We start from the raw sequence: 23777 nt of genomic DNA on the forward strand, positions 1-23777 counted from the left end.
GAGGAAGAGATTATGGCAAAGGCAGTTCTGATTGGAATTAAGGGTGAAAAGGGGCTTTGGTTGGCTGACCTCGAAAAGGGGACCATCGTTCGATACACGCGGAGGCTGACGGGCGATCTGGGGAAGGCTGAATCCTGGCGGGCCAAAGGGATCAGAGTGGAGAAAGATGTCGATTTCGCTGTGGCGTTGACGTCGGCAGGCGACGTGGCGTCGGGCCTCTTTGAAGGCTAGGCACTCGTGATCGGTGTCAAACAACTTTAGAGCATCCCCTCCTGGCGAAACCTTGTCGAGGGTTTGGCCCTATCTGGGACGACTTGGCATAACCCGTGTTGGCCGCCAGACCGAGCTCGATCGCATAGGCATTCCCGTTTGGTGCGCCTACGCCCCGAATTCGAGGGCAATCGTCATCGCTCAGGGAAAAGGTCTGGACGATGTCTCCGCGAAGACATCCGCGGTGATGGAAGCAATCGAGCGATCTGTCGCGACCCAACCTTCCTGTTCAGCGTTGATGGCAAGCCAGGATGATCTTGCCGCAAGCGGCCATGCCACGGATTGCCTGGAGGATCTGCTGGCGATCGGCGCACAACCGGTAGAGACGACGGAACAGATCGGATGGTCTCAAGCCCACGATCTGGCTAAGAACGCCTCGATATTCGTACCTTTCGAGGCCATTCATCTTGATCGGACGCATGTCCGCCCACGCTTTTGGATATCATCGGACGGATTGGCGTCGGGGAATACTTGGCATGAGGCAGTCCTGCACGGGCTGCTGGAGCGGGTAGAGCGCGATGCTTGCGTCCTTTGGAACGTCGACGAGCCGGAGTCTCGGCATGCACGCCGGATAGATCCGCAAAGCATCGAAGATGAGGGTGTTTGCGAGATGTTGGAGAAGATTTTCTCGGCAGGCTTCGATCTCGCTCTTTTCGATGTGACGAGCGATCTGGCCGTTGCCTCCATCGTCGCAATGCTGCGGCCGAAAGGCGATGATGGCTCGCTCCGATATGTCGACTTGACCATGGGGGCAGGGGCATCCTTGTCTCCCGATGTGGCTGCAGCTCGGGCCATTTCCGAGGCCGTACAATCGCGGATGACCTTCATCGCTGGTGCCAGAGATGATCTTGTCCCGGAACTGTTCTCTCGCCGCGCCGATCCTGCTCACCTGCAGTCGTTCCAGGCGCGGTGCACGACGAACCTGAACGAACTGCCGACGATGTCGGCCGGGTCTGCGCAAGATGCGCTCGACCAGCTTGTCGAGGTTTTGCTGGGAGGCGGCATTGACCAGCTTTATGCCATCGAGCTGGCACCCGAATGGCTGCCGGCATCGGTGGTAAAGGTTTTCGCGCCGCAGCTCGAACATCCGGACGGCGATCGCCGCATTCGTTTCGGCAGCCGCGCATTGTCAAAGAGTTTCCTGTGAAAGTCATCTTCGTGGGGCCGAGCCTGCCCGATGCCAAAGCACATATTGACAATACGATGGTCATACGACCGCCGGCGTGCCAAGGTGACGTCGTCAGAGCTCTTGAGGATGGCGCGGTTGCTATCGGCCTCATCGACGGCCAGTTCGAGTTCGTCGCGCCCGTCTGGCACAAGGAGTTGCTCTTTGCCCTATCTCAGGGCGTTCCCGTATTTGGAGCGGCCAGCATGGGAGCGCTCCGCGCGATGGAATGCCAGGCCTACGGCATGATCGGCATCGGCAGGATATTCGGTGACTATGCCTCCGGTCTCCGGGAGGAGGATGCGGATGTTGCTCTCCTTCATGGCCCTGCGGAATTGGGCTATCCCCCTTTGTCGGTGCCATTGGTCAATGTCGATGCGACGATAGAGACCGCGATTGATCAGGCCATTATCGGCAAGGAAGAGGCTCTGCGGCTCTCCCGGGCAGCACGGCGTCTCTTCTTCAAGGATCGGACTTGGAGACGTCTCGCCGATGCCGCCGACATGGACATAGGGCAGGTGAGGGCTCTCGTCGCAAAAGCATGGACCGATCAAAAGCGTAACGACGCCATGGAGCTCATCCGCGCCATTGCCGAGGCGCCGTTGCCGGCACATATGACGGACTGGTCTTTCAATGCAACTCCGCTGTGGCGCAAACTTTTCCCACAATTTTACCGTATGTAATTGATTCAAAAATACATCTATTGCGTGTGCAACGCTTTTGCAACGCACCATATCAATCGAAATATGCCAATCTACCCCAACGATATCATTTGTTGGGGCTTTTAACGTGACTGATTTTGAGGGACAGGAACGCCAGGGAGAGATTTTGGCGCTTGCAAAAATGATGCAGTATGCCGGAGGAATCGCAAGTGAGCTCAACGCATCGCAGGCCGTATTCCTTATAAAAGCAGCACAAGCCGCTCTTCTTTCGATGTTAGAAACCGAGTTCCCGAGGCTATCCGGTGAGCATCTGAACGGGCTTGTCAGCGACACACATGGTCACTGTTAGCAAGCTCGGGTCCATTTGTTATCAACGGCGCTCACAAACAGAAACTTCAAGAGATCGAGCTTGCGTAGAAGAGCACTAACCAGAGTGGGATGGTCCGTGAGAAAAGTGAGCTCCACCGATGCAGCAGGCATCGTCGCGGATTTCAAAGAAGGGAATATGAGGATTGCGCTTATAATATTTGGAGCAATCATCACTGCATGGCTTGCGATTGTCTACAATATCTGCCGTTCGCTGAACTGGCTCTGATCTAAGGCTGTGGCACGAGAATCGTGAGATGACCCGGATCACGTCTGTAAGCAATTGTTTATCGCGCCTACCGGTGTCGCAATCCCATGCTGTTTCATACCGCCGAGTGTACCGTTCCGCCCGCAAACTCTATGGGCACGGCCAACGGCGGAAAGGACCTAGGAGAACTTGGCCGGCATATGGCAGTCTTTGCTCATGCCCAGCTTACGTGGGGTTGCCAGCAGTCTCGCGGTGGAGACGATGATGGAAAGGTTGAAACGCCTCGCACAAGGCGCTTTGTCGCAGAGCGAGCTCGAAGTCATAAAGCGGGTATTCGATTTAGCTACGACGCAGAGCTGGTTCGATGATGCTCAATACAGCCGGGATGGCTTTGCCGTCGCGGTGATCAACCTGTTTCGATGCGGAATGGTCAATCCGACCCAGCTGGAAAAGATCGCGCTGTTTTGGGCATTGAGCGACTTTTCCCAGACCATGTCGAGCACACAACGGGCTAAACTGAGATCACTCTACGGCCGATGCGAGGTAGAGGGGTAGGTTTCCTATTGAATGGAGCCGTTCCCCATTCTCAGGATTGGCAACCGAACGGATATTGTGATTGATCCCGATTATCCCTGCAAAGCCGATGCCCGTCGGTACCGATTTCGTGTCTCTGGAATCCACGATGATCGCAGGGAGAGCCATCGTAATGACAGCAACTTTAACGCGTATTTCTAGCATAATATGAATTATGGAACTAAAACCGACATCGCATCGCCTTGGGAGTGCCCGAACGATGTCCCTAATCGCGCGGAAAAATACGACCTTCGAACAGTTTTCTTGCCGTACGGATCGTACCCGCAGCCTTGATTTGCCCTTCGGCGTCGATGTCCAGGAACACTTCCATGCTGCCTGTAGGATGCTCGATCTGATAGCGACCATCCGCTGGCGCCCGAACCAGCTTCCCGGCCGGGCTGTCCGGTAGCCGGGTCGCCGTCGCAACGGTTACAGCAGCGAGCACGCCTACCGACGCATGCACCCGATGCGGAATGAAGCTGCGTGTCGAAATGGCGCCACCCGCCAGAGGAGCCGAGATCAGCGTCATTTTCGGGACCGATGCTGACCTTACATCACCGAGATTCATCGGTGGTCCTGCCTTGAGCCGGATCGCTTCGATGCGCGCCTTGATCTCGGTATTGGCTTCAAGTTCCTCGCGGGTTTCCGAACCGGTGAGACCGAAGTCCGAGGCGCGCATGATCACGCAAGGCATTCCATTGTCGATAAGCGTGGCCTCAATCCCATCGATTACGTCGACGTCATGGCCGGTCGGAAGAAGTGCGCCGCACATCGACCCGGCGATGTCGGAAAAAAACAGCGGGACTGCGGCGTGACTACCCGGCACGCCAGCGATCACGGTGTCGCCGCTATATGTCACGCGGCCATCAGGTGTTTCGATTCTTGCGATCGCCACTTCGCCTGAATTGAGCATGTGAATTCGGACTTCGGTCACCTCGCCCGTCGGTTCAACAAGCCCGCGCTCGATGGCCGCCGGCCCTACGCCTGCTAGGATGTTGCCACACCCTTGTGCATCGCTGACAAGTGCCTGGTCGACGAAGACCTGCAGGAAGAGATAGTCGACGTCGGCGTCAGTCCGCGTCGACCGTGAGAGGACGGCCACCTTGGAGGTCAGCGGGTCCGCGCCGCCGATGCCGTCAATCTGACGAGGATCGGGGGAGCCCATAATCCTTAGCAGAAGATCGTCGCGCACTGTCTTGTCGGACGGAAGGTGTTCGGCAAGAAAATAGGCACCCTTCGAGGTGCCCCCTCGCATCCACAGGCAAGGAATGCCGTCCTCAGACATATCTGAGCCCCTTTGCAGCCAGCGTCTCGCGCATGCCATAAATATCAAGGCCGAGCTCACCGGCAGCGAGCCGCTTGCGCTTGGCGTCCTCGTTGGCCAGCCGCTTTTCTGCGGCAGCTACGACGTCGGCAATCTCGGTGTGTTTGACCACGCAGATGCCATCGTCGTCGGCTATAATGATGTCCCCCGGCTCGATATGGGCGCCGGCGCAGACAACGGGGATATTCACCGACCCGAGGGTCTCCTTGACGGTCCCCTGTGCGGAAACCGCCTTTGACCAGACGGGAAAGCCCATCTGGGTCAGGTCCCGCACATCGCGAACACCCGCATCGATCACGAGGCCGCGGCAGCCACGCGCCATGGCCGATGTCGCGAGCAGATCGCCAAAATAACCGTTGTCGCAAGGCGATGTCGGCGCAAGGACGAGAATATCTCCTTCCCTGAGCTGCTCGATCGCCACATGGATCATCCAGTTGTCGCCGGGAGGGGCTGAAATCGTCACAGCGGAACCCGCGATCTGCGCGCCGGCGTAGATCGGCCGCATGTAGCTCGCGAGCATCCCCTTGCGCCCTTGCGCCTCGTGGACGGTTGCGACACCCGCCTTGGCAAGCCTTTCGATCAAATCAGGTTCAGCGCGCGAAATGTTCTGAACAACGACTCCCATCCATGGTCTCCTTGCTACTTTGCGGGCGGCGTCCCGTGCGTGTGGAACGTTTCGATTGTTTTCAGACCCCAGGCCTGTCCCTTCTTTCGTTCGGTCTCGGTCCACACGACGGGCTGCCAATCGGGTGCAAGGATCAGCCGTGCGCCGGAATTGGCGAGCTCGACCCGGTTGCCAGCGGGCTCCCAGACATAGAGGAAGAAAGTCCCCTGAATCGCGTGCTTGTGAGGGCCGGTTTCAATGTGGATGCCGTTTTCGAGGAAGATGTCGGCGGCGCGCAGAATTTCTTCCCGCGTGTCGGTCGCGTAGGTCACATGGTGCAGGCGCCCTTCTCCGCGGCCGTGTTCTTCGGTGCAGGCAAGGTCATACGTCTTGTTATTGACCGTGAACCAGCACCCGCCAAGGCGGCCATTGTCGAGTTGGATCATCTCGGTGACGCGGGATCCGAGGCAGATCTCCATGAACCTGCGGAACTCGGATACATCCGCGGCAAGCAGGTTCAGATGATCGAGGCGTCGCGGATGACAGCCCCGCGCATGATAGCGCTGGGCGAGGTTCTTGAGCTTCGGCCGCTCCTTCGGCGGTGGATCGTAGCGGACTGTATCCCAATAGATTTCGAAGACATGGCCGAAAGGATCCCTGAACTGGAACGCCCGGCCATGACCGATATCGCCATTTACCCAGCCCAGCACATCGTAGCCGCTGGCCTCGATCGTCTTGACGCGCCGTTCAAGCGCTTCCGGCGATGAAACTCTATAGGCGACATGCCCGATTCCGGTCGTCTCGTTGCGCGTCAATTTCAGGGTGTGGAATTCGTAATCATCCCAGCCCCGCAGATAAGCAGAACTCTCGTCCTCACCCGCCAAGGTCAATCCGTAGACATTGACGAAGAAATCGAGGCTCTCGTCATATCTGTCAGTGAACATCTCCACATGGCCGAGGTGAGCAATGTCGAAACAGGGTTCCATGTCAGGCTCCTCCCGAGAGCGCCGTCAAAGCTCGTCGACCGTGCGCGGGAAAATCGACTGAAAGCCTTCCGCATATTTAGACGCACGCCCGCCGGACTGGCCGCCGGAATTGCGCTGGAAATGGTTGGCACGGTTCTGGGCAACGCGGGTATAAAATTCCCAAAGATGCTCCTGGCCTTCCATGCATTCGATGGCGGATCGCTTCTTATCCCATACGGAGGTGATGTCGAGGAAGACGTCAGGCTTCCAGCCCATCTGCTCCGTCTGATGCGGTTCGAAGAGATAGAGCTGAGGGGCGCCGAGCACCTTTTCGCCGGGATTGTGGCCCCAGGCCTGTGCGATCATGCGGGTTTCGAGCGCGACCTGCGTGGCATACATGTGGTCGGTATTGTAGGGATCGTATTGGGAGTGGCTCAGCATGAAGGAGGGCTGCACATTGCGGATCACGTCCACGAGACGATACTTATCTTCGTCCGTCATGCGTAGGGGATAGTCCCCGAGGTCAAAGCAGATGAGGTCATGGACGCCAAGCGCCTGAGCTGCCTTTTCCGACTCGGCGCGCCGCGCAGCCTTTACGCGGTCGAGGGTTATGTCCTTCTGCTTCCAGAGCTTGGCAGACTCGCCCCGCTCGCCGAAGGACAAGCAGACGACGGTCACATCGTAACCTTTGTCGGCGTGCAGAGCGATCGCACCTCCGCAGCGCCAGACGAAATCTGCTGCATGGGCGCTGATTACCAATGCGGTCTTCTTGTCGGACATGGAAATCTCCTGTTTTTCGAAATCGTATGTCGCTCCGAACGGCCGGTTTGCCAATTTTCTTTCGACGCCTTGTCCATAAGTTTTGGCTATAATGAATAGCGGTGCGGCCTTTCTTCGTCTAAAGCGGGCATGGCTTGATGGAGCGGCTGCGGGATAAGCGGATGATGAACCAGTTCAAGATCGGCATGATCGGATTCGGCGAGGCAGCACGCGCATTTGCATCGGGCTGGGCGCGACCGGACGGAGCGCTGGTTGCCGCCTACGACATCAAGACCGCCGATCTGCGCTGGACCAGCCAAATCGCAACGGCTTGCGCCGAACTCAACGTCCACCATGCCGATGAGGCCTGGCAAGCCCTCTCCGACGCCGCCATAGTCTTCAGCCTCGTCACAGCGGATCAGGCTCTACCGGTCGCCAGGGATGCCGCTCGCTGGCTCAAGGCAGGTGCACTCTATTTCGACTGCAATTCCTGCTCACCAACCGCCAAAATAAGCGCGGCTGAGGCAATCGAAGCAGCGGGTGGCCGTTATGTCGATGTCGCCGTCATGTCGCCAGTGCATCCGGCGCGCCATCTCACGCCGCTTCTGGTTTCCGGTCCCCATGCAGAAGCAGCGAATGCGGCGCTTGAACATCTCGGGATGAAGCCGAAGTCTGCGGGTGAGAAAGTGGGACAGGCGTCATCGATCAAGATGCTGCGTTCTGTCATCGTCAAAGGTATCGAGGCCCTGACGGCGGAGGCGATGCTCGCGGGCCGCCGCGCTGGGGTCGAGAACGCCGTCATTGCGTCGTTACAGGCCTCCGATCCCGGAATAGACTGGGCCAAGCGCAGCTCCTACAACCTCGAAAGGATGATGGTGCATGGGGCGCGTCGGGCGGCCGAGATGCGCGAGGTTGCCGCAACCGTCCGTGATCTCGGACTTCCCGACAGGATGTCGGCAGCTATCGCCGATTGGCAGGACGAGATAGCCGCGCTCTGTGTCCCCGCGAATATCGATGATCTCGGAAGCCGAGCCGACAGCATCCTCGAAAGAATGAACGAGGAGAAAAACAAGGGAGCCTCCGCGACTCAATGAGGCACAATCTGCGGCATCTACGCGTTTTTCTGGCCGTTGTCGAAACGGGCTCTGTCACGCGCGCGGCCGAGATCTGCTACGTATCGCAGCCGGCAGTCACGCAGGCCATATCGAAGATCGAGAAGACACTGGGATATGCGTTGTTCACGCGTTCGCCACATGGCCTCTTCGTCAACGACGAGGGCAAGCTCTTGTTTCTACGGGTGAGACGCGCCTTCTCCTATCTCGATCCGGCACTGGTCGAGCTTGCGCCAAGGCTCAAGGTGACAGCCACGTCGGCGCAACTCGAAGCACTCGTCGGGGTCAGAGAGCTGGAGAATTTCACCCTTGCGGCGCGCCGGCTCGGGGTGGCGCAACCGACTATCCACCGCGCCGTGAGCCAGCTGGAAAAAGAGGCGGCCCGTCCCTTATTTGAGAGAACGTCCTATGGGATGGTTGCCACGCGCCTGGCGCAGAATCTCGCTCAGGCGACCCGCCTCGCATTCGCCGAACTCCATCAGGCAGAGGCGGATCTCGCCGAAGCCCGTGCACAGGAGGCCGGACTGATCGTCGTGGGCGGCATGCCTCTGTCGCGCTCATTCATCCTGCCGTCGGCGATCGCCCGGTTTCGCAGGAAGCGGCCGAAACTGCCGATCAAGGTTGTCGAGGGTGTCTATGCCGAACTGCTCGGCGGCCTGAGACGCGGCGAGATCGATTTCCTGATCGGAGCGATGCGCAATCCCCTTCCCATCGACGATGTCGAGCAGGAAACGCTGTTCAATGACATTGTGGTGATCGTCGCAGGCAAACGCCATCCGCTCATCGGGAAACCCCAAATATGCATAGGCGATCTGGCCTCCTATCCCTGGGTGGTTGCAACGAGCGGCACTCCGATCAGAAGCCACTTCGATGCCCTCTTCCAAGGTCAATCGCAGGGGCCGAAAAGCGTGGTCGAGTCCAGCTCGCTGATCCTGATGCGCGAACTGCTCGACCAGAGCGACCATCTCGGTTTCGTGTCGGGCGGCCAGGCCGCAGCGGAGATCAAGCGCGGCCTCATGGCGTCCCTGCCGTTCGATCTCACCCATACCGAACGGCCGATCGGCATTACGATCCGTAAGGGATGGCTCCCCACCGCCGCCCAGGCAGCTTTTCTCGACGAGATCCGCGAGGAAGCGAAGGCAAGGCAAACTCATCGCCTATAGCCTTCCCTTAAGACGCTTTCCTCGAACGCGTGTCACGCTATCGGTGCGCCGCTTCCAACACTGCCCCACAAGTCGAACTCTTAAACTAAGCGCTCCACGTTGCGACGCGATACCATGAAGGTTCTGGACGTTTTCGATTTTTCAGAATGAGGTCGTGCAGGACGCAACCATTCTATAGCCGCTGCTTATGCCGCGGACCTCTGATTGGATTGGAGGTAGTGGCCCAAGACGCGTACTGCTTGGCCGTCAACGAAGCGCAGGGGCGGAGGAAGTTGGCGGGGAGCGTCAATCGAGCGATTCCATAAAGCCATTTCCGCGAGCGGACCGATGCATGGGCGATCCACAACGCCCATGCATGAAGCCCCGCGCGGACACGCGCAACCATCATGTCGGAGGAGCATATGACACAGTCAACCGTCCTGGAGATCAGGTCTTACATCAACAGCCGCCCGATGTCGCGAATGCAATGGACACTGACTGTTCTCTGCTTCCTGATCGTCTTCTGCGACGGCATGGACGTCGCCATCATGGGCTTTCTCGCCCCGGCTATCACGGGTGATTGGGGGATTTCCAAGCCCGCCTTCGGTCTCGTAATGGCGGCGGCGCCGGTTGGTCTGGCGATCGGCGCGATCCTTGCCGGCTCGTCTTCCGACTGGTTCGGGCGGCGCCGAGTGCTGCTCGGTTCGGTCTTCGCCTTCGGAGTCCTAAGCCTGCTCACCGCGCTCACTCAGAGTCCCACAGAGATGGCCGCGCTCCGTTTTCTGACTGGCCTCGGCCTCGGCGCCGCCATGCCCAACACGACGACGCTACTGTCTGAATATGTGCCCGAGCAGAAGCGCTCCGTTCTTCTGGCGATCATGTTCACCGGCTTCAACTTTGGCTCTGCGATCATCGGCTTCGTCGCCGCATATCTGCTTGCGAAGTTCGGCTGGCATTCAGTGCTCGTGTTCGGAGGCATCGTGCCGCTCGCGCTTTTCGTGATCTTGATTTTCCTCCTTCCGGAATCTGCACGCTTCATGGTCGTCCGCGCAACTCCGACCGATCGCATCCGCAAGCAGCTATCGCGGGTGACGGGGGAGGATCTCAGGTCGGTCAGCGAATTCACGCTCGAAGACGAGCCTGTGACCGCGAGCCAGCCGGTCGCGCTTCTGTTCACCCCGGCATTCATCATCCGCACCCTGTCGCTTTGGCTGTGCTATTTCATGGGCCTGCTGGTCATCTATCTGACGACGAGCTGGCTTCCTACCATGATCAAGGACGCGGGCATGCCGATCGAGACGGCAGCAAATGTCACCGCCATGTTCCAGCTGGGCGGCACGATCGGCGCCATAGTGGTCGGTTTCGCGATGCAACGGATCGGTTCGAAGAGCGCGATCTCGGTATCCTACCTGTTTGGCGCAGTCGCGCTGATAATGCTTGCCTTCAGCGGCTTAACGTCAGCAGCCCTGGCTGCGATCGTCGCAGCTGTCGGGTTCTTCATGAGTGGCGGGCAGACCGGCCTCAATGCGTATGCACCCGGCCGCTATCCAACCTTCGCACGTGCGACGGGCGTAAGCTGGATGCTCGGCGTTGGCCGGCTCGGTAGTATCCTAGGCTCATCGATCGGCGGTCTACTGCTCGGCTTCGGCTGGGACTTCCGCGGCATCTTCTGCGCGCTCGCCGTACCTGCAGCGATCGGCGCGGCGGCGATCCTGATCAACGATCTTCAATCGACGCCACAACTTCAGCAACGGACTACGAGATAACGACTCATACGGCCCCCCATTCGGAGCCGCATATTCTCTCTGGAACTGCGCCGGGTCGCGGCGCTCGGCATGCCGACTGTGACTGGAGCCGCGCAGCTCTCGCGTGTCTATGTGTTCGCGTTGCTGTTCGGCTGCGCCACCGCTTTGATTCGCCAGTTCGCCAAATTTTCGTCGCCGTCGAACACTGCGTTGTGTCGACGGTACCGACAATCTGAGCACCCCGCGCTCATCAAGGTAGCAGTCGAATTCACCACGCCGCCCACTCTTCCAGCGCTCTTTTTACATCATACTGATAGGAAGCCGTATTTTTCCTTTCGCAAATTGCGTGCAGATACAATTCCACGGCACTCCGTTGAAGCACAGTAAGAAGGTAAAATTTCTCCAGAGGCCCGCACAGGTGATATACGAATTCGTGTTCGTAGAGATTGTCGAGATCGGCAATCAGATACGCGGGCAAATGAAATCGCATTCCTTCGGCATCGAAAAACGACGGGCTGCTGGGGTGCTTATTTAGAATCTCTGCGGCGATTGCGGTCCAGTCGCTCTTCTCATCATTGGCCCGAAATGCGGCACGAACTTCATTGCTCGCGTAGTCGTCAAGCGCTCGCGCCTCACCAAGGCCAATGCCATCGCCCAAGGTAACTCCGGCAAACGCATCTCTTATCGCGGCTTTCGCCTTCTCTGTAAGATCAGACACCGGCTTGATCAATGAGGTGCCTGTTCAATGATGCGCTCCGTCACTGTGCGATGTCGGCCAAGCTCCGCCTTCGGTGCGCTCAAACTGGAGGCCGGTCAACGGACCTTCTGGCCGGATCGCCGGCCGCCTCTTCTCCTCGCGAAGAATGCAAAGATAGATGATGCCTGCGATCAGCATCAGGCCGGAAACAACCCCAGCCGCAATCAAAGTGATCATCGAAATGATTTCCATATCGGTCGATCCTCGTGATCAACAAATGTCGATCATTTGAAACCAGTCGCCTTGCACATTTGGCTCCAAAGTATCGATAGGATATCTTACCACACCAGTCACTGGATGGAGGATATATGTTCAAAGCAGTCTCTGACAGCGCTGCTGCTGCCGATGGAGGATCACTTGCATTGTTTATGGAACGACTTGATGGAGAATTGGAACAATTCGTCATCAATCGCTCCCTCGCTTCGCGTGGGACACCTGCCTATAACAAAGTTTCATCGAACCTCCGGTCTCTCTCCGCAGATAATTGCCGGGCAGTCGCTGCCGCTCTCGAACCTCTCTTGGCAATGACTCCATCGATTCATCCGGTGGCAGATTTCATCGAAACACTTAAGAAACAATCCCAAGAAACATCCAAGACTGGGAACGAAGCGGTTGAGGCGGCTGTAGATCGGCAGGCCGGCGGCGCAGGCTGAGCCAACGTCCACGAACCTGAACTGTTGAGCTTGTTCAGGTTGGTTGCGGGCGAGAACAGTCCGAAGTCTATGTGATCAGATGTTGGGTGATCAGATGTTGGCCAGGACCTGTGGTTCTGAAGTTTCTGATTTCCAACGTTTATTTTCGCTGAGGCCTAAAGTTGATGAGCAGAGATTTGAGCTCAATTTCACGTACTCGTCTAGCCGCCTCGTCGAGGCTTACCCAATCGAGCCGACGCTGGCCTCGCTCCTTGAACGCATTGCCGGTCTCTTTCACTTCCACTTGAAACAGGTCAACGACGCATGGCACGACTTTGCCGTCATCAAGTTCTTTCAGATAGGTATATCGCCCGATCGGCGTTTTTCTCACCTTGCCGCGAACACCGGCTTCCTCCCAGGCTTCGATTGCGGCTGCCTCGTGAGGCTCCTTACCTTTCATGGGCCAGCCTTTCGGCACGATCCAGCGCCCGCTTTCACGCGAGGTAATCACCAGAACTTCGATCTCGTGACCGTCCTCCTTGTAGCGAAAACAAAGCGCGCCATATTGGCTTCGAAACGCACTGGAAAACAGCTGTTCCGGCGTGCGTGCCAGCTGTTGCAGCAGGTGCTTTGATTTGGGGGATGCAGGCTTGCCGCCGTCTTTTTTTGACGTCATGTCATTCAACTTATCAGCCTATCCAGCGCCCTATCCTCCTCTAACCGAGCCTCGCCATGCCAGCTCGGCGTGCAATCTTACGGAATGGCCCTCGAGCCTGTCCGATGACGGGCTCTCGCCCAGCCATGTCACAGCCTGCCGCGCGATTGCCGCCACGGGCTGAGCAAAGGTCGTCAGATCATAGGACGACCATGAGGCCTGCTCAATATCGTCAAAGCCGACGACGCAGAGCTGGTCCGGGATCGAAAGCGAAAACTGGTGTCGCGCCGCGTCCATGAGACCGCAGGCCAGCAGATCGGTTGCACAAAATACCGCGTCCGGTCGTTCGCTTCGGGTTAGCAGCCGCTGCGCGACGACCCTGCCCGCCTCGTATCCGGTCCAGCCATATCGCTCGACGACCACATCCAGTCCATGGGCCTTCGCCGCCGCGATGAAACCGGCCTCACGCGCCATCAAACTTGGCGTGCCGGCTTCCGAATTTGCGAACGCCAGCTTGGTGCAACCGGCACGAACGAAGGCTGTCACAACGCGCCCCGCCGCCTCGTGATCGTCGAGATTGATCCGCAAAGGTCCCGGTTGGTCGTCGTCTCTGTTGATCAGAACGAGGCGCTGGCCGCTTCTCAGGCAGAGCTGCGTGATCGACTTGTCGGGCAGGCCCGAGAGAATGATCGATGCATCCGCCCTATATCGGATCGCCTGCTGAAGCGCGCGATCGACGCTGCCATCGGAGCGGTCGGTATTGACGAGCATGGCGACCTTGCCGACGATCTGCAGCTGCTGTGTCAGTTCGCGCAGCAATGCAGACCGATAAGGTGTCGCCACCTCCGAGACAATCAGACAGACAATGCCGCTTTCATTGCGCATCAGCCCGCGGGCGAGATGATTGACCTGATATCCAAGCTCCTCCGCCGCCTGCAAGACCTTTTGCCGGGTGGCCTCGGAAACGCTTGCACCTGGCGTGAATGCGCGGGAAACCGCCGAGCGCGAAACACCCGCCCGCTGCGCCACTTCCTCAGCACTGACAAAATCTCGTTGCGACACGCCGCCTCTCCTCTTCCATCGAAACTCCATCATAGTTTGCAATCGCGTGCAATATGTCGATCGTGCCTGTTTTATGAAACTTTTATGACACCGGTAGTTGACAGCGTGAGATAACCAATGCAGCATTTGCACACGCTTGCAAAAAAGCGCTCGGCGTGGAGGCGCCGCATAGCAGGAGGACATCATGCGTTTGGTCAAATTGGCCGCGGCGACCCTTGCTGCGGGAATATCGCTTATTGCCTGGTCGGCGCATGCCGCAGGCGATTTGAACGTAATCTGCTCGGCAGATCCGGAAGTCTGCGACTTGATGAAGGGGCTCTTCGAGAAGCAGAGCGACATCAAGGTGAATATGGTTCGGCTTTCGGCCGGCGAAACCTATGCTAAAATCCGCGCCGAGGCGCGCAATCCAAAGACGGATATCTGGTGGGCGGGAACCGGCGACCCTCATTTGCAGGCCGCCGCCGAGGGCCTGACGCTGGAATATAAATCACCGCTTTTCGACCAACTTCAGGATTGGGCGAAAAAGCAGGCCGAAAGCGCCAATTTCCGCACGGTCGGCGTTTATGCGGGAGCGCTTGGCTGGGGCTATAACACGGATATCTTGAAGAAGAAGGGCTTGAAGGAGCCCAAATGCTGGGCCGACCTTCTTGACCCCTCTTACAAGGGCGAGATCCAGATCGCCAATCCGAACTCGTCGGGAACATCCTACAATACGCTGGCGACACTCGTGCAGATCATGGGCGAGGACAAGGCCTTCGATTATCTCTCGAAGCTCAATGCCAATGTCTCGCAATATACCAAGTCGGGCTCCGCCCCGGTGAAGGCGGCAGCTCGCGGGGAATCGACGATCGGCATCGTTTTCATGCACGACGCGGTTGCACAGACCGTCGAAGGCTTTCCGATCAAGGCGGTCGCACCGTGCGAGGGCACGGGTTACGAGATCGGCTCCATGTCGATCATCAAGGGCGCCAGAAATCTCGATAACGCCAAGAAGTGGTACGACTGGGCACTCAGCGCCGAGGCGCAATCGCACATGAAGGATGCCAAGTCCTACCAGCTTCCCTCCAACAAGTCGGCCGAGGTGCCGAAGGAGGCTCCGAAATTCGAGGAGATCAAGCTGATCGACTACGACTTCAAGAAATATGGCGATCCCACGATCCGCAAGGCCCTGCTTGCCCGATGGGACAAGGAAATCGGCGCCAAGGCCAACTGACGGCTTTTTCGACTGCCCTCGCAGGCCGGTTCCTCGTGCGTCCGGCCTGCTTCATCTCTGAATTTTGCTGAATGGGATGCGAATCCGACCATGACCAATAGCAAACGCCGGCTGGATGTTGCGCTGATCTTCGGCATCGCTGCCCTGATACTACTCCCATGGTATCGCATAGAGGGCGGCTTCTTCGGCCTTGGCTGGCTGAGCGGCTTTCCCGGCGATCCCTCCACAGCGCCGGGAATCCTGCAGATCGCCAGTTACGGCCGATGGTGGCTCGCGATCGCCGCCGGGCTCCTTATGCTCGGTGGCATCGCGCGCTTCATATCCAGTCCGATGTCGCGCGGTGCGCTCATGGCGCTTGCCGGTGCATTGGGTTTTACCTTTTTGTCGCTGCAGGGACTAGCGATCACGTCGGCGGGCTGGAGCTGGTCGATCTGCGAGACCATCTTCGGCGCGCTGGCAGACGGCCAGCCAGCGATGGGTGCCGGCGCCATTATCCTTGGCATCGTCTTCGTCCTGTTCTTTTCCTTCGGCCTTGCCGAACGCGGCGCGATGAAGGGCGATGCCTTCGTCGTCAGCGCCATTACCATGCTGATCGTCCTTGTTGCGATCTTCGTCTTCTATCCCGTCGGCAGCATGTTCGCCGGAGCCTTCCAGTCGTTAGACGGATCCTTCGATCCCAGTGGCTTCACGACGAACGTCCAGGACCCGTCGATCTGGAGCCTCAGCTGCATTGTCGGCGGCGACCGCTGCGGCATCGCCTGGCGCACGCTTTGGCTTGCCATCTTGACGGCAAGCGGGTCGACCTTGCTCGGGCTCTGCTTTGCCCTTGTCGCCACCCGCACGCGCTTTCCCTTCAAGAAGGGACTGAGGCTTCTCACAATCCTGCCGATCATCACGCCGCCCTTCGTGGTCGGTTTGGCGCTGACCCTGCTGTTCGGACGGGCCGGGGTCGTCACCCAGGCTGCCGCTTCGATTTTCGGAACGGAACCCAGCCGCTGGCTCTATGGCCTGACCGGTATCTGGATCGCGCAGGTTCTCTCCTTCACGCCGATTTCCTTTCTTGTCCTCATCGGCGTGGTCGAAGGCGTCAGCCCGTCGATGGAAGAGGCTTCCCAAACTTTACGCGCCAATCGCTGGCGCACCTTCTGGCGGGTGTCCCTGCCGCTGATGAAGCCGGGCCTCGCAAACGCCTTCCTGATCGGCTTCATCGAAAGCATGGCGGATTTCGGCAATCCGATGGTTCTCGGCGGCAGCCACGGGGTTCTGTCGACGGAGATATTCTTCAGTGTCGTCGGCGCACAGAATGATCCGTCGCGCGCGGCAGTCCTTGCCATGATCCTGCTCGTCTTCACGCTCAGCGCCTTCCTCGCGCAGCGCCTCTGGCTACAGGGCAAGAGCTTTGCGACGGTAACGGGGAAGGGCGATTCGGGTGCTCACAGCGCCCTGCCCCGCGGCCTCTCGATCGCCGTCCACGCGCTCGTCATCCCCTGGATGATCTTTACCGTCGTCGTCTACGTCATGATCCTCTTCGGTGGCTTTGTCCGCACCTGGGGTCTCGACAACACGCTGACGGTGGAACATTACGTCAAGGCCTTCTCGATCGGCCTACGCGACGATGGTGGCCTCGCCTGGACCGGCGTTGCCTGGAACTCCTTCTGGACGACGATGGAGATCGCCCTGATCTCCGCACCCTTGACGGCTGCCGTCGGTCTGCTGACGGCCTATCTGATCGTGCGCCAGAAATTCGTCGGTCGCGGCCTGTTCGAATTCGCGCTGATGATGAGCTTTGCCATCCCCGGCACGGTCATCGGCATCAGCTACATCATGGCCTTCAACCTGCCGCCACTGGAGATGACCGGAACGGCGCTTATTCTCGTTGCCTGCTTCGTGTTTCGCAACATGCCGGTCGGTGTGCGCGGCGGCGTTGCCGCCATGAGCCAGCTCGACAAGAGCCTCGACGAAGCATCGCTGACATTGCGGGCCGACAGCCTGCGCACCATCCGGAAAGTAATTCTGCCGCTGCTGCGGCCGGCGATTACCGCCGCACTCGTCTATTCCTTCGTACGGGCCATCACCTCGATCAGCGCCGTTATCTTCCTCGTCAGCGCCCAGTACAACATGTCCACGGCCTATATCGTCGGCCTGGTCGAGAACGGCGAGTATGGCGTCGCAATCGCTTATTCCTCCGCCCTTATCGTCGTCATGATATCAGTCATTGCCGGGTTCCAGCTGCTCGTCGGAGAAAGGCGGCTGCGACGCGTAAACCGTGTCGCGATGACGCCGTCGCCGACCGCGCCCGCATCCATCGTTCAGGAGAAAACCGCATGAATCCGAAGGCTCCCGGTTCCGTCGTCTTCGAGAATGTTCGAAAAACGTTTGGTGCGTTTACTGCCATTCCCGACCTGTCGCTCACCATCGAGCCCGGTACGCTCGTCACCCTGCTCGGCCCTTCCGGCTGCGGCAAGACGACGACGCTTCGCATGCTGGCGGGGCTGGAGCACCCCTCCTCCGGCCGCATTCTGATTGGCGGCAAGGATGTCACCATGCTTCCGGCCAACGAGCGTGACGTGTCGATGGTTTTCCAGAGCTATGCCTTGTTTCCGCATATGACGGCGCTCGACAATGTCGCCTATGGATTGGAATCCTCAGGCATGAAACGCAAGGCAGCACGCGAGAAGGCGGAGGATGCGCTTGGTCTTGTCGGCCTTGCCGGCATGGGCGCGCGTCTTCCGGCCGAGCTTTCCGGTGGTCAGCAGCAGCGCGTCGCCGTGGCACGTGCGCTGGTCGTGGAACCGCAGGTGCTGCTTCTCGACGAGCCGCTTTCCAATCTTGATGCCCGGCTGCGTCGGCGCGTCCGGACGGATATTCGCGAATTGCAGCAACGGCTCGGCTTTACTGCCGTCTATGTGACCCATGACCAGGACGAAGCACTTGCCGTTTCCGATCGCATTATCGTCATGAAGGATGGCGGCATTGCGCAGCAGGGCGCGCCGCGCGAGCTCTATGATGCCCCAGCCTCGGCCTTTATTGCCGATTTCATGGGCGAGGCCAATGTCATGCCATGCGATGTCGTCGAAACCGACGGCGATGGCGTCATGATCGCGATCCAGGGACTTCGCCACCGGGTCAACAGCCGTTCCGTCAAACACGGCCCCGCTCAGCTCGCCGTACGGCCGAACGCAATCATTCTGACGCCAGGAACAGGCAACGGCCAGTTCCATGGCCAGATCACTCATTCCGCCTATCTCGGCGATCACGTCGAGTATGAGGTAAAGACCGATCGCGGATCGCTCTTCGTTGTCGATGCCACGGTCGATTCCGCCCTTCCTCCCCACACCGATGTCACGATCGCTTTCAAGGATCGCGGCATTGCCGTCATCGGCGGCTGATTGCCGTCAAACATCAGATGATTAAGGACATAATTGCATGACCTCCGTTCCCCTCGCCGATCTTGAAGCACGTCTCGCCCTTGCCGAGACCATCGCCCGCGAGGCCGGCAAGCTCGCTCTCGACTATTTCAAGCGCCGCGAGACCCTAATCATCGAAACCAAGCGCGACCCGCAGGATGTCGTTTCGATCGCCGACCGGGAGGTTGAAAATCTCATCCGTGGACGCATCCATGAAGCGCACCCGCAAGATAGCATTCTCGGCGAGGAATATGGGCTGGAAACGGGCAGCTCCGGCTACACCTGGGTCGTTGATCCGATCGATGGCACAAGTCCCTTCGTCAACGGCATGCCCAACTGGTGCGTTTCCATCGCAGTATTGCATGACGGCATTCCCGTGATCGGCGTCATCTCCGCACCATGCCACGATGAGCTTTACGTCGCCGCGCACGGCAAAGGTGCCACCTTGAACGGCAAAAGCCTCAAGCTGGATGCATCGCGCAATATCCGTAACGCCGTGACAGGCATCGGCGCCAACAACCATGTCTCACCGGCCTTCGTCGCGAAAATGGTCGAGCAGGTTCTCGAAGCCGGGGGCAATTTCATCCGCAACGGCTCGGGCGCCTTGATGCTCGCCTATGTCGCCGCCGGCCGACTGGTCGGCTATTACGAACCCTATATGCATGCCTGGGATTGCCTGGCCGGCTATTGCCTCGTGAAGGAAGCCGGCGGCTGGTACCATCCCTTCCCGACGGAAGGTGAACGTCTGACCAAGGGATCGGTGGTTCTGGGTGCCGCTCCGGGCGCGATCGACGATCTCAAAAAGATAGCTGGCTTATAAGTTTTCACGGTAGACAAGAGCTGAGCAGATATTAGTTTAGATGAACGCGCTTGCAAGTTGACCGTCACATCCGGCGGCAGTGTAGCGCAATGCGGGTCGGCCGATCGAGGAGGATCGACCAAACCGTTTCAAGGAAGAGATGATAATGGGAGGAAAAATGCCTAATCGCCTCGCGTGGAGCTGCCTTGTAGCGGCTGCAATTTCATTCGGAGGAACGTCGCACGCGTTTGCAGTGACCGAGCTGCAATGGTGGCATGCCATGTCGGGCGCCAACAACGAAGTCGTCGAGCAACTGGCCAAGGAATTCAACGAGGGTCAGAAGGACTATAAGATTGTTCCCGTGTTCAAGGGCACCTATCCGGAAGCGCTGAATGCCGGTATCGCCGCGTTTCGTGCCAAGCAGGCGCCCGCGATCCTGCAGGTCTTCGACGCCGGCAGCGGCGTGATGATGGGTGCCGAAGGCGCGATCATGCCAGCGGCTGAAGTTCTGAAAAAGGGCGGCTATACATTCGACAAGTCGCTCTATCTGCCCGGCATCGTTTCCTACTATTCCAAGCCGGACGGCACGATGCTGTCCTTCCCCTATAATTCGTCTTCACCGATTCTCTATTACAACAAGGATATCTTCAAGAAGGCCGGGCTCGACCCAGAGAACCCGCCGAAAACCTGGCCGGAGGTTTTCGACGCTGCCAAGAAGATCAAGTCGAGCGGGGCATCGGCCTGCGGCTTCACCTCGACCTGGCTCACCTGGATCCAGACCGAGAATTTCGCCGCCTGGAACAATGTCAGCTATGGCTCCAACGAAAATGGTCTCGGCGGCACCGACGTCAAGCTGGCGTTCAATATGCCTCTCTTCGTCCAGCATTTCCAGGCGATCGCCGATCTCGCCAAGGACGGCACCTTCCGCTATGGCGGCCGCACCTCGGAGGCCAAGCAGCTCTTCACGTCAGGAGAATGCGGCATTCTGACGGAATCGTCGGGCGGTCTTGGTGATATCATCAAGAGCGGCATGAATTATGGTATCGGCCAGCTTCCCTATTATGATGGTGAAGGCCGGCCGCAAAACACCATCCCGGGCGGCGCCAGCCTCTGGGTTTTCGCGGGCAAGAGCGATACCGAATACAAGGGCATCGCCGAGTTCTTCCATTTCCTGTCGCAGACCAAGATCCAGGCACGCCTGCATCAGGTTTCCGGTTATCTGCCGGTGACGATGGCCGCCTACGAGGAAACCAAGAAATCCGGTTTCTATGACAAAAATCCTGGCCGTGAAACGCCGATCCTGCAGATGCTCGGCAAGGCTCCGACCGCCAACTCCAAGGGCGTTCGCCTCGTCAACCTGCCGCAGGTGCGCGACATCATGAATGAGGAGTTCGAGGCGATGCTGGCCGGCAAGGAAGATGCCAAGACGGCACTCGACAAGGCCGTCGAACGCGGCAATGCCGCTATCCAGCAAGCCATCGGCAACTGATGCACTGATACGGTTTGGCCCGCGGCCGCCAAGGCTGCGGGCAGTTCCCCATCACAGGAGATCGCCGTGCAGTGCGTCGTCTTTCCAAACAAGATTCTTCCCTATTTCCTGGTCGCACCGCAGATCATCCTGACGGTCGTCTTCTTTTTCTGGCCGGCGAGCCAGGCGCTCTATCAATCGACACAGCGCGAAGACCCCTTCGGGCTGAAGAGCGGCTTCGTGGGGTTTGCGAATTTTCGCGCGATTTTGTCTGACGGGACCTATCTGCATTCCCTGCAGGTGACGGTGATTTTCAGCGTCGCGACAGCGCTGCTGTCGATGATTGTCGCGCTCGCGCTCGCCACCGCCGCCGACAAGGTGGTGCGCGGGCAGACACTCTATCGCACGCTGCTGATCTGGCCCTATGCGGTGGCGCCCGCCGTCGCCGGCATGCTCTGGCTCTTCATGTTCAATCCGGCCATGGGCACCTTGGCCTATATTCTGCGCCGCAACGGATTTGCCTGGGACCCGCTACTGAACGGCAACCAGGCCATGGTGCTGGTTATCGTTGCCGCCGCCTGGAAGCAGATCAGCTACAATTTCCTGTTCTTCGTCGCGGGGCTGCAGGCAATCCCCAAATCATTGCTCGAAGCCGCCTCCATCGACGGTGCGCGCGGCAACCGGCGCTTCTGGACCATCATATTTCCGCTGCTGGCTCCGACGACCTTCTTTCTCCTCGTGGTCAACACGGTCTACGCCTTCTTCGACACCTTCGGCATCATCCATGCCGTCACCGGCGGCGGACCGGCGAAGGCGACGGAGACCCTCGTCTACAAGGTCTACAATGACGGCTTCGTCAATCTCAACCTCGGCTCTTCCGCGGCTCAGTCCGTCATCCTCATGGTGATTGTCATAGCGCTGACGGCATTCCAATTCCGCTTCGTCGAGAAGCGGGTGCATTATGCGTGAGGTTAACCGATGATCGAAAAGCGTCCAGTCGCCAATCTCATCGGCCATCTCATGTTGGTCCTTGGCATCGTCATCGTCGCCTTCCCGATCTATTACACGTTCGCCGCCTCGACGATGACATCAGCCGAGATTTTGCGGCCGCCGATCTCGCTGCTGCCCGGCGGCCATTTCGCCGAAAACTATGGCGAGGCGCTGAACGGCGGTGTCGAGCGCGTGGTCGGCGTCAGCCTTGAACGGATGCTGTGGAATACGTTTGTCGTCGCTGTCGTCATCGCCGCCGGCAAGATCGCGATCTCCTTTCTCTCGGCCTTCGCCATCGTCTTCTTCCGCTTTCCGCTGCGGATGGTGTTCTTCTGGATGATCTTCGTCACGTTGATGCTGCCGGTGGAGGTACGCATCCTGCCAACCTACAAGGTCATCGTGGATCTTGGCATGATCGACACCTATGCAGGTCTGACTTTACCGCTGATGGCATCGGCAACGGCGACATTCCTGTTCCGGCAGTTCTTCCTGACGGTGCCGGGTGAACTGCTGGAAGCCGCCCGTATCGACAATGCCGGCCCATTCCGCTTCATGCGCGATATCCTGTTGCCGCTGTCGAAGACCAATATCGCAGCCCTTTTCGTGATCCTCTTCATCTATGGCTGGACGCAATATTTGTGGCCGCTCCTGGTCACCAATGACGCGAAGATGTCGACGATCATCATCGGGCTGCGGAAGATGGTGGATTTCGCCGATGCGGCGACACCGTGGAATTTTGTGATGGTCACGGCGATCCTGGCGATCATTCCGCCCATCCTCGTCGTGGTGCTGATGCAGCGCTGGTTCGTCAAAGGTCTGGTGGAGACGGAGAAATAATGGCCGGAATCATTCTCAAGGATGTCCGTAAAAGCTACGGCGGCATCGACGCAATCAAGGGCGTGTCGCTCGATATCGCCGATGGCGAACTTGTCGTCCTGGTCGGACCTTCCGGCTGCGGCAAGTCCACGCTCCTGCGCATGATCGCGGGCCTTGAAGCCATTACATCAGGCGAAATCAATATTGGCGGCCGTATCGTCAATCGCCTGGAACCCTCAGAGCGCGACATCGCGATGGTCTTTCAGAACTATGCGCTTTATCCGCACATGACCGTGCGTCAGAATCTGGCATATGGCCTGAAGAACAGGAATGTCCCAGCAGCCGAAATAAACCAGCGCATCCAGTCTGCAGCACGATCGCTTGAAATCGAACCGTTCCTCGATCGCAAACCACGGCAACTCTCCGGCGGTCAGCGGCAACGCGTAGCGATGGGCCGCGCCATTGTGCGCGAGCCGGCGGCGTTCCTGTTCGACGAGCCGCTCTCCAATCTCGATGCCAAGCTGCGGGTGCAGATGCGTGTCGAGATCAGACGGCTGCAACGATCTCTCGCGACCACGAGCGTCTATGTCACCCATGACCAGATGGAGGCCATGACGCTGGCCGATCGCCTGGTCGTCTTGAATGGCGGGCGGATCGAACAGGTCGGCACACCTATCGAACTCTATGAACGACCCGCCACCACCTTCGTTGCGACCTTCATAGGCTCGCCTTCGATGAATCTTCTAAAACCTACCGAAAACGGCACAATTGCGCTTTCGCCTGGCGGCCGCCTTAGCGGCGCTAACACGACGATCGGCGTCCGGCCCGAGGATCTTCACCTGGCCGACGGCGGAAGCGATGCGGCGTTCAGCGCAAAAGTGCGTGTCCAGGCGGTGGAGCTTGTTGGGGCGGAAAGCTATGTCTACGGTGCCCTGGCGGACGGCCAAACCATCGTCTTTCGAGTTTCGGGGCGGTCCCGGATCGCAATGGACACCGAATGCGTGGTTGCCGCTTCTGCCGGGAGCCTGCATTTCTTCGATGGTCACGGGAACCGATTAGACCCCGTATAAGCAGTTCAAATCT

The 23777-nt window shown here is 58.7% G+C and carries 25 protein-coding genes; 17 read left to right on the forward strand and 8 right to left on the reverse strand.

Going from position 1 to position 23777, the window contains the following annotated elements; all coding sequences use genetic code 11:
• The first annotated feature begins 12 nt into the window (after positions 1-12).
• The 5 genes from AC13RM_RS02290 to AC13RM_RS02310 all read left to right on the forward strand — a co-directional run bounded on the left by AC13RM_RS02290 (position 13) and on the right by AC13RM_RS02310 (position 3226).
• Positions 13-231: a hypothetical protein gene (locus tag AC13RM_RS02290; protein WP_113229206.1), complete on the forward strand. Its 219-nt coding sequence runs from the start codon at positions 13-15 to the stop codon at positions 229-231.
• 52 nt (positions 232-283) lie between these two features.
• A complete protein-coding gene (locus tag AC13RM_RS02295) occupies positions 284-1417 on the forward strand; it encodes a YcaO-like family protein (protein WP_374817526.1) in 1134 nt (377 codons plus the stop codon).
• Positions 1414-2118: a TfuA-like protein gene (locus AC13RM_RS02300; protein ID WP_113229208.1), complete on the forward strand. Its 705-nt coding sequence runs from the start codon at positions 1414-1416 to the stop codon at positions 2116-2118. The genes AC13RM_RS02295 and AC13RM_RS02300 overlap by 4 nt, the downstream gene beginning before the upstream one ends.
• Before the next feature lie 106 nt (positions 2119-2224).
• Entirely contained in the window at positions 2225-2446 is a 222-nt protein-coding gene (locus AC13RM_RS02305; RefSeq protein ID WP_113229209.1) for a hypothetical protein, read from the forward strand.
• A gap of 441 nt (positions 2447-2887) precedes the next feature.
• Positions 2888-3226 carry a hypothetical protein gene (locus AC13RM_RS02310; RefSeq protein ID WP_374817528.1) on the forward strand — a complete coding sequence of 113 codons (339 nt, stop codon included), beginning with the start codon at positions 2888-2890 and terminating at the stop codon, positions 3224-3226.
• A 244-nt stretch (positions 3227-3470) separates the two neighbouring features.
• Here AC13RM_RS02310 and AC13RM_RS02315 read toward each other — a convergent pair whose 3' ends face one another.
• Genes AC13RM_RS02315 through AC13RM_RS02330 form a run of 4 tightly spaced genes read right to left on the reverse strand, consistent with a single transcriptional unit; the run spans position 3471 to position 6917 of the window.
• Entirely contained in the window at positions 3471-4529 is a 1059-nt protein-coding gene (locus AC13RM_RS02315) for a 4-oxalomesaconate tautomerase (RefSeq protein ID WP_374817531.1), read from the reverse strand.
• Complete coding sequence (locus tag AC13RM_RS02320) at positions 4522-5193, reverse strand: 4-carboxy-4-hydroxy-2-oxoadipate aldolase/oxaloacetate decarboxylase (protein WP_285172533.1); 672 nt, start codon at positions 5191-5193, stop codon at positions 4522-4524. Before AC13RM_RS02320 ends, AC13RM_RS02315 begins: the two co-directional genes overlap by 8 nt.
• A gap of 14 nt (positions 5194-5207) precedes the next feature.
• The gene (locus tag AC13RM_RS02325; protein WP_374817535.1) at positions 5208-6158 is read right to left on the reverse strand and encodes a VOC family protein; all 951 of its coding nucleotides are present in this window, start codon (positions 6156-6158) and stop codon (positions 5208-5210) included.
• Between the two features lie 24 nt (positions 6159-6182).
• On the reverse strand, positions 6183-6917 hold the full coding sequence (locus AC13RM_RS02330) for a PIG-L deacetylase family protein (RefSeq protein WP_374817538.1): 735 nt from the start codon (positions 6915-6917) through the stop codon (positions 6183-6185).
• 161 nt (positions 6918-7078) lie between these two features.
• Here AC13RM_RS02330 and AC13RM_RS02335 point away from each other — a divergent pair, with 161 nt between their 5' ends.
• The 3 genes from AC13RM_RS02335 to AC13RM_RS02345 all read left to right on the forward strand — a co-directional run bounded on the left by AC13RM_RS02335 (position 7079) and on the right by AC13RM_RS02345 (position 10916).
• Positions 7079-7990 (forward strand): NAD(P)-dependent oxidoreductase, encoded by a 912-nt coding sequence (locus AC13RM_RS02335; protein ID WP_374817540.1) that lies wholly within the window; start codon positions 7079-7081, stop codon positions 7988-7990.
• A complete protein-coding gene (locus tag AC13RM_RS02340) occupies positions 7987-9171 on the forward strand; it encodes a LysR family transcriptional regulator (protein ID WP_113229214.1) in 1185 nt (394 codons plus the stop codon). Before AC13RM_RS02335 ends, AC13RM_RS02340 begins: the two co-directional genes overlap by 4 nt.
• A 401-nt stretch (positions 9172-9572) precedes the next feature.
• Complete coding sequence (locus tag AC13RM_RS02345) at positions 9573-10916, forward strand: MFS transporter (RefSeq protein ID WP_113229290.1); 1344 nt, start codon at positions 9573-9575, stop codon at positions 10914-10916.
• A gap of 247 nt (positions 10917-11163) precedes the next feature.
• On the opposite strand, the gene AC13RM_RS02350 is transcribed toward AC13RM_RS02345, so the two are convergent.
• Together AC13RM_RS02350 and AC13RM_RS02355 are read right to left on the reverse strand one after the other, a co-directional pair.
• A complete protein-coding gene (locus tag AC13RM_RS02350) occupies positions 11164-11625 on the reverse strand; it encodes a DUF6714 family protein (protein ID WP_374817543.1) in 462 nt (153 codons plus the stop codon).
• A 12-nt stretch (positions 11626-11637) separates the two neighbouring features.
• The gene (locus AC13RM_RS02355; RefSeq protein WP_374817545.1) at positions 11638-11829 is read right to left on the reverse strand and encodes a hypothetical protein; all 192 of its coding nucleotides are present in this window, start codon (positions 11827-11829) and stop codon (positions 11638-11640) included.
• 131 nt (positions 11830-11960) lie between these two features.
• On the opposite strand from AC13RM_RS02355, the gene AC13RM_RS02360 reads away from it, so the two are divergent.
• Complete coding sequence (locus AC13RM_RS02360; RefSeq protein ID WP_374817547.1) at positions 11961-12305, forward strand: hypothetical protein; 345 nt, start codon at positions 11961-11963, stop codon at positions 12303-12305.
• A 139-nt stretch (positions 12306-12444) separates the two neighbouring features.
• Here AC13RM_RS02360 and AC13RM_RS02365 read toward each other — a convergent pair whose 3' ends face one another.
• Together AC13RM_RS02365 and AC13RM_RS02370 are read right to left on the reverse strand one after the other, a co-directional pair.
• Entirely contained in the window at positions 12445-12960 is a 516-nt protein-coding gene (locus AC13RM_RS02365) for an NUDIX hydrolase (protein WP_374817950.1), read from the reverse strand.
• A 30-nt stretch (positions 12961-12990) separates the two neighbouring features.
• Positions 12991-14001: a LacI family DNA-binding transcriptional regulator gene (locus AC13RM_RS02370; RefSeq protein ID WP_374817550.1), complete on the reverse strand. Its 1011-nt coding sequence runs from the start codon at positions 13999-14001 to the stop codon at positions 12991-12993.
• A gap of 184 nt (positions 14002-14185) precedes the next feature.
• On the opposite strand from AC13RM_RS02370, the gene AC13RM_RS02375 reads away from it, so the two are divergent.
• The 8 genes from AC13RM_RS02375 (at position 14186) to AC13RM_RS02410 (ending at position 23764) form a co-directional block, all read left to right on the forward strand.
• Positions 14186-15214, forward strand: coding sequence for an ABC transporter substrate-binding protein (locus tag AC13RM_RS02375; protein WP_113229220.1), 1029 nt, complete (start codon positions 14186-14188; stop codon positions 15212-15214).
• A 90-nt stretch (positions 15215-15304) separates the two neighbouring features.
• A complete protein-coding gene (locus tag AC13RM_RS02380) occupies positions 15305-17542 on the forward strand; it encodes an ABC transporter permease (RefSeq protein ID WP_374817552.1) in 2238 nt (745 codons plus the stop codon).
• On the forward strand, positions 17539-18603 hold the full coding sequence (locus AC13RM_RS02385; RefSeq protein WP_374817554.1) for an ABC transporter ATP-binding protein: 1065 nt from the start codon (positions 17539-17541) through the stop codon (positions 18601-18603). Before AC13RM_RS02380 ends, AC13RM_RS02385 begins: the two co-directional genes overlap by 4 nt.
• A gap of 37 nt (positions 18604-18640) precedes the next feature.
• Positions 18641-19441, forward strand: a complete 801-nt coding sequence (locus tag AC13RM_RS02390; RefSeq protein ID WP_374817556.1) for an inositol monophosphatase family protein — start codon at positions 18641-18643, stop codon at positions 19439-19441.
• A 157-nt stretch (positions 19442-19598) separates the two neighbouring features.
• Entirely contained in the window at positions 19599-20909 is a 1311-nt protein-coding gene (gene ugpB / locus AC13RM_RS02395; RefSeq protein ID WP_374817558.1) for a sn-glycerol-3-phosphate ABC transporter substrate-binding protein UgpB, read from the forward strand.
• A gap of 66 nt (positions 20910-20975) precedes the next feature.
• Positions 20976-21857, forward strand: a complete 882-nt coding sequence (ugpA, locus tag AC13RM_RS02400) for a sn-glycerol-3-phosphate ABC transporter permease UgpA (protein WP_374817560.1) — start codon at positions 20976-20978, stop codon at positions 21855-21857.
• A gap of 9 nt (positions 21858-21866) precedes the next feature.
• Positions 21867-22715: a sn-glycerol-3-phosphate ABC transporter permease UgpE gene (gene ugpE / locus AC13RM_RS02405; RefSeq protein WP_374817562.1), complete on the forward strand. Its 849-nt coding sequence runs from the start codon at positions 21867-21869 to the stop codon at positions 22713-22715.
• On the forward strand, positions 22715-23764 hold the full coding sequence (locus AC13RM_RS02410; RefSeq protein WP_374817564.1) for a sn-glycerol-3-phosphate import ATP-binding protein UgpC: 1050 nt from the start codon (positions 22715-22717) through the stop codon (positions 23762-23764). The genes ugpE and AC13RM_RS02410 overlap by 1 nt, the downstream gene beginning before the upstream one ends.
• Positions 23765-23777 lie beyond the last annotated feature (13 nt).

It is taken from the genome of Martinezella sp. CNPSo 3732 (genome assembly GCF_057784515.1).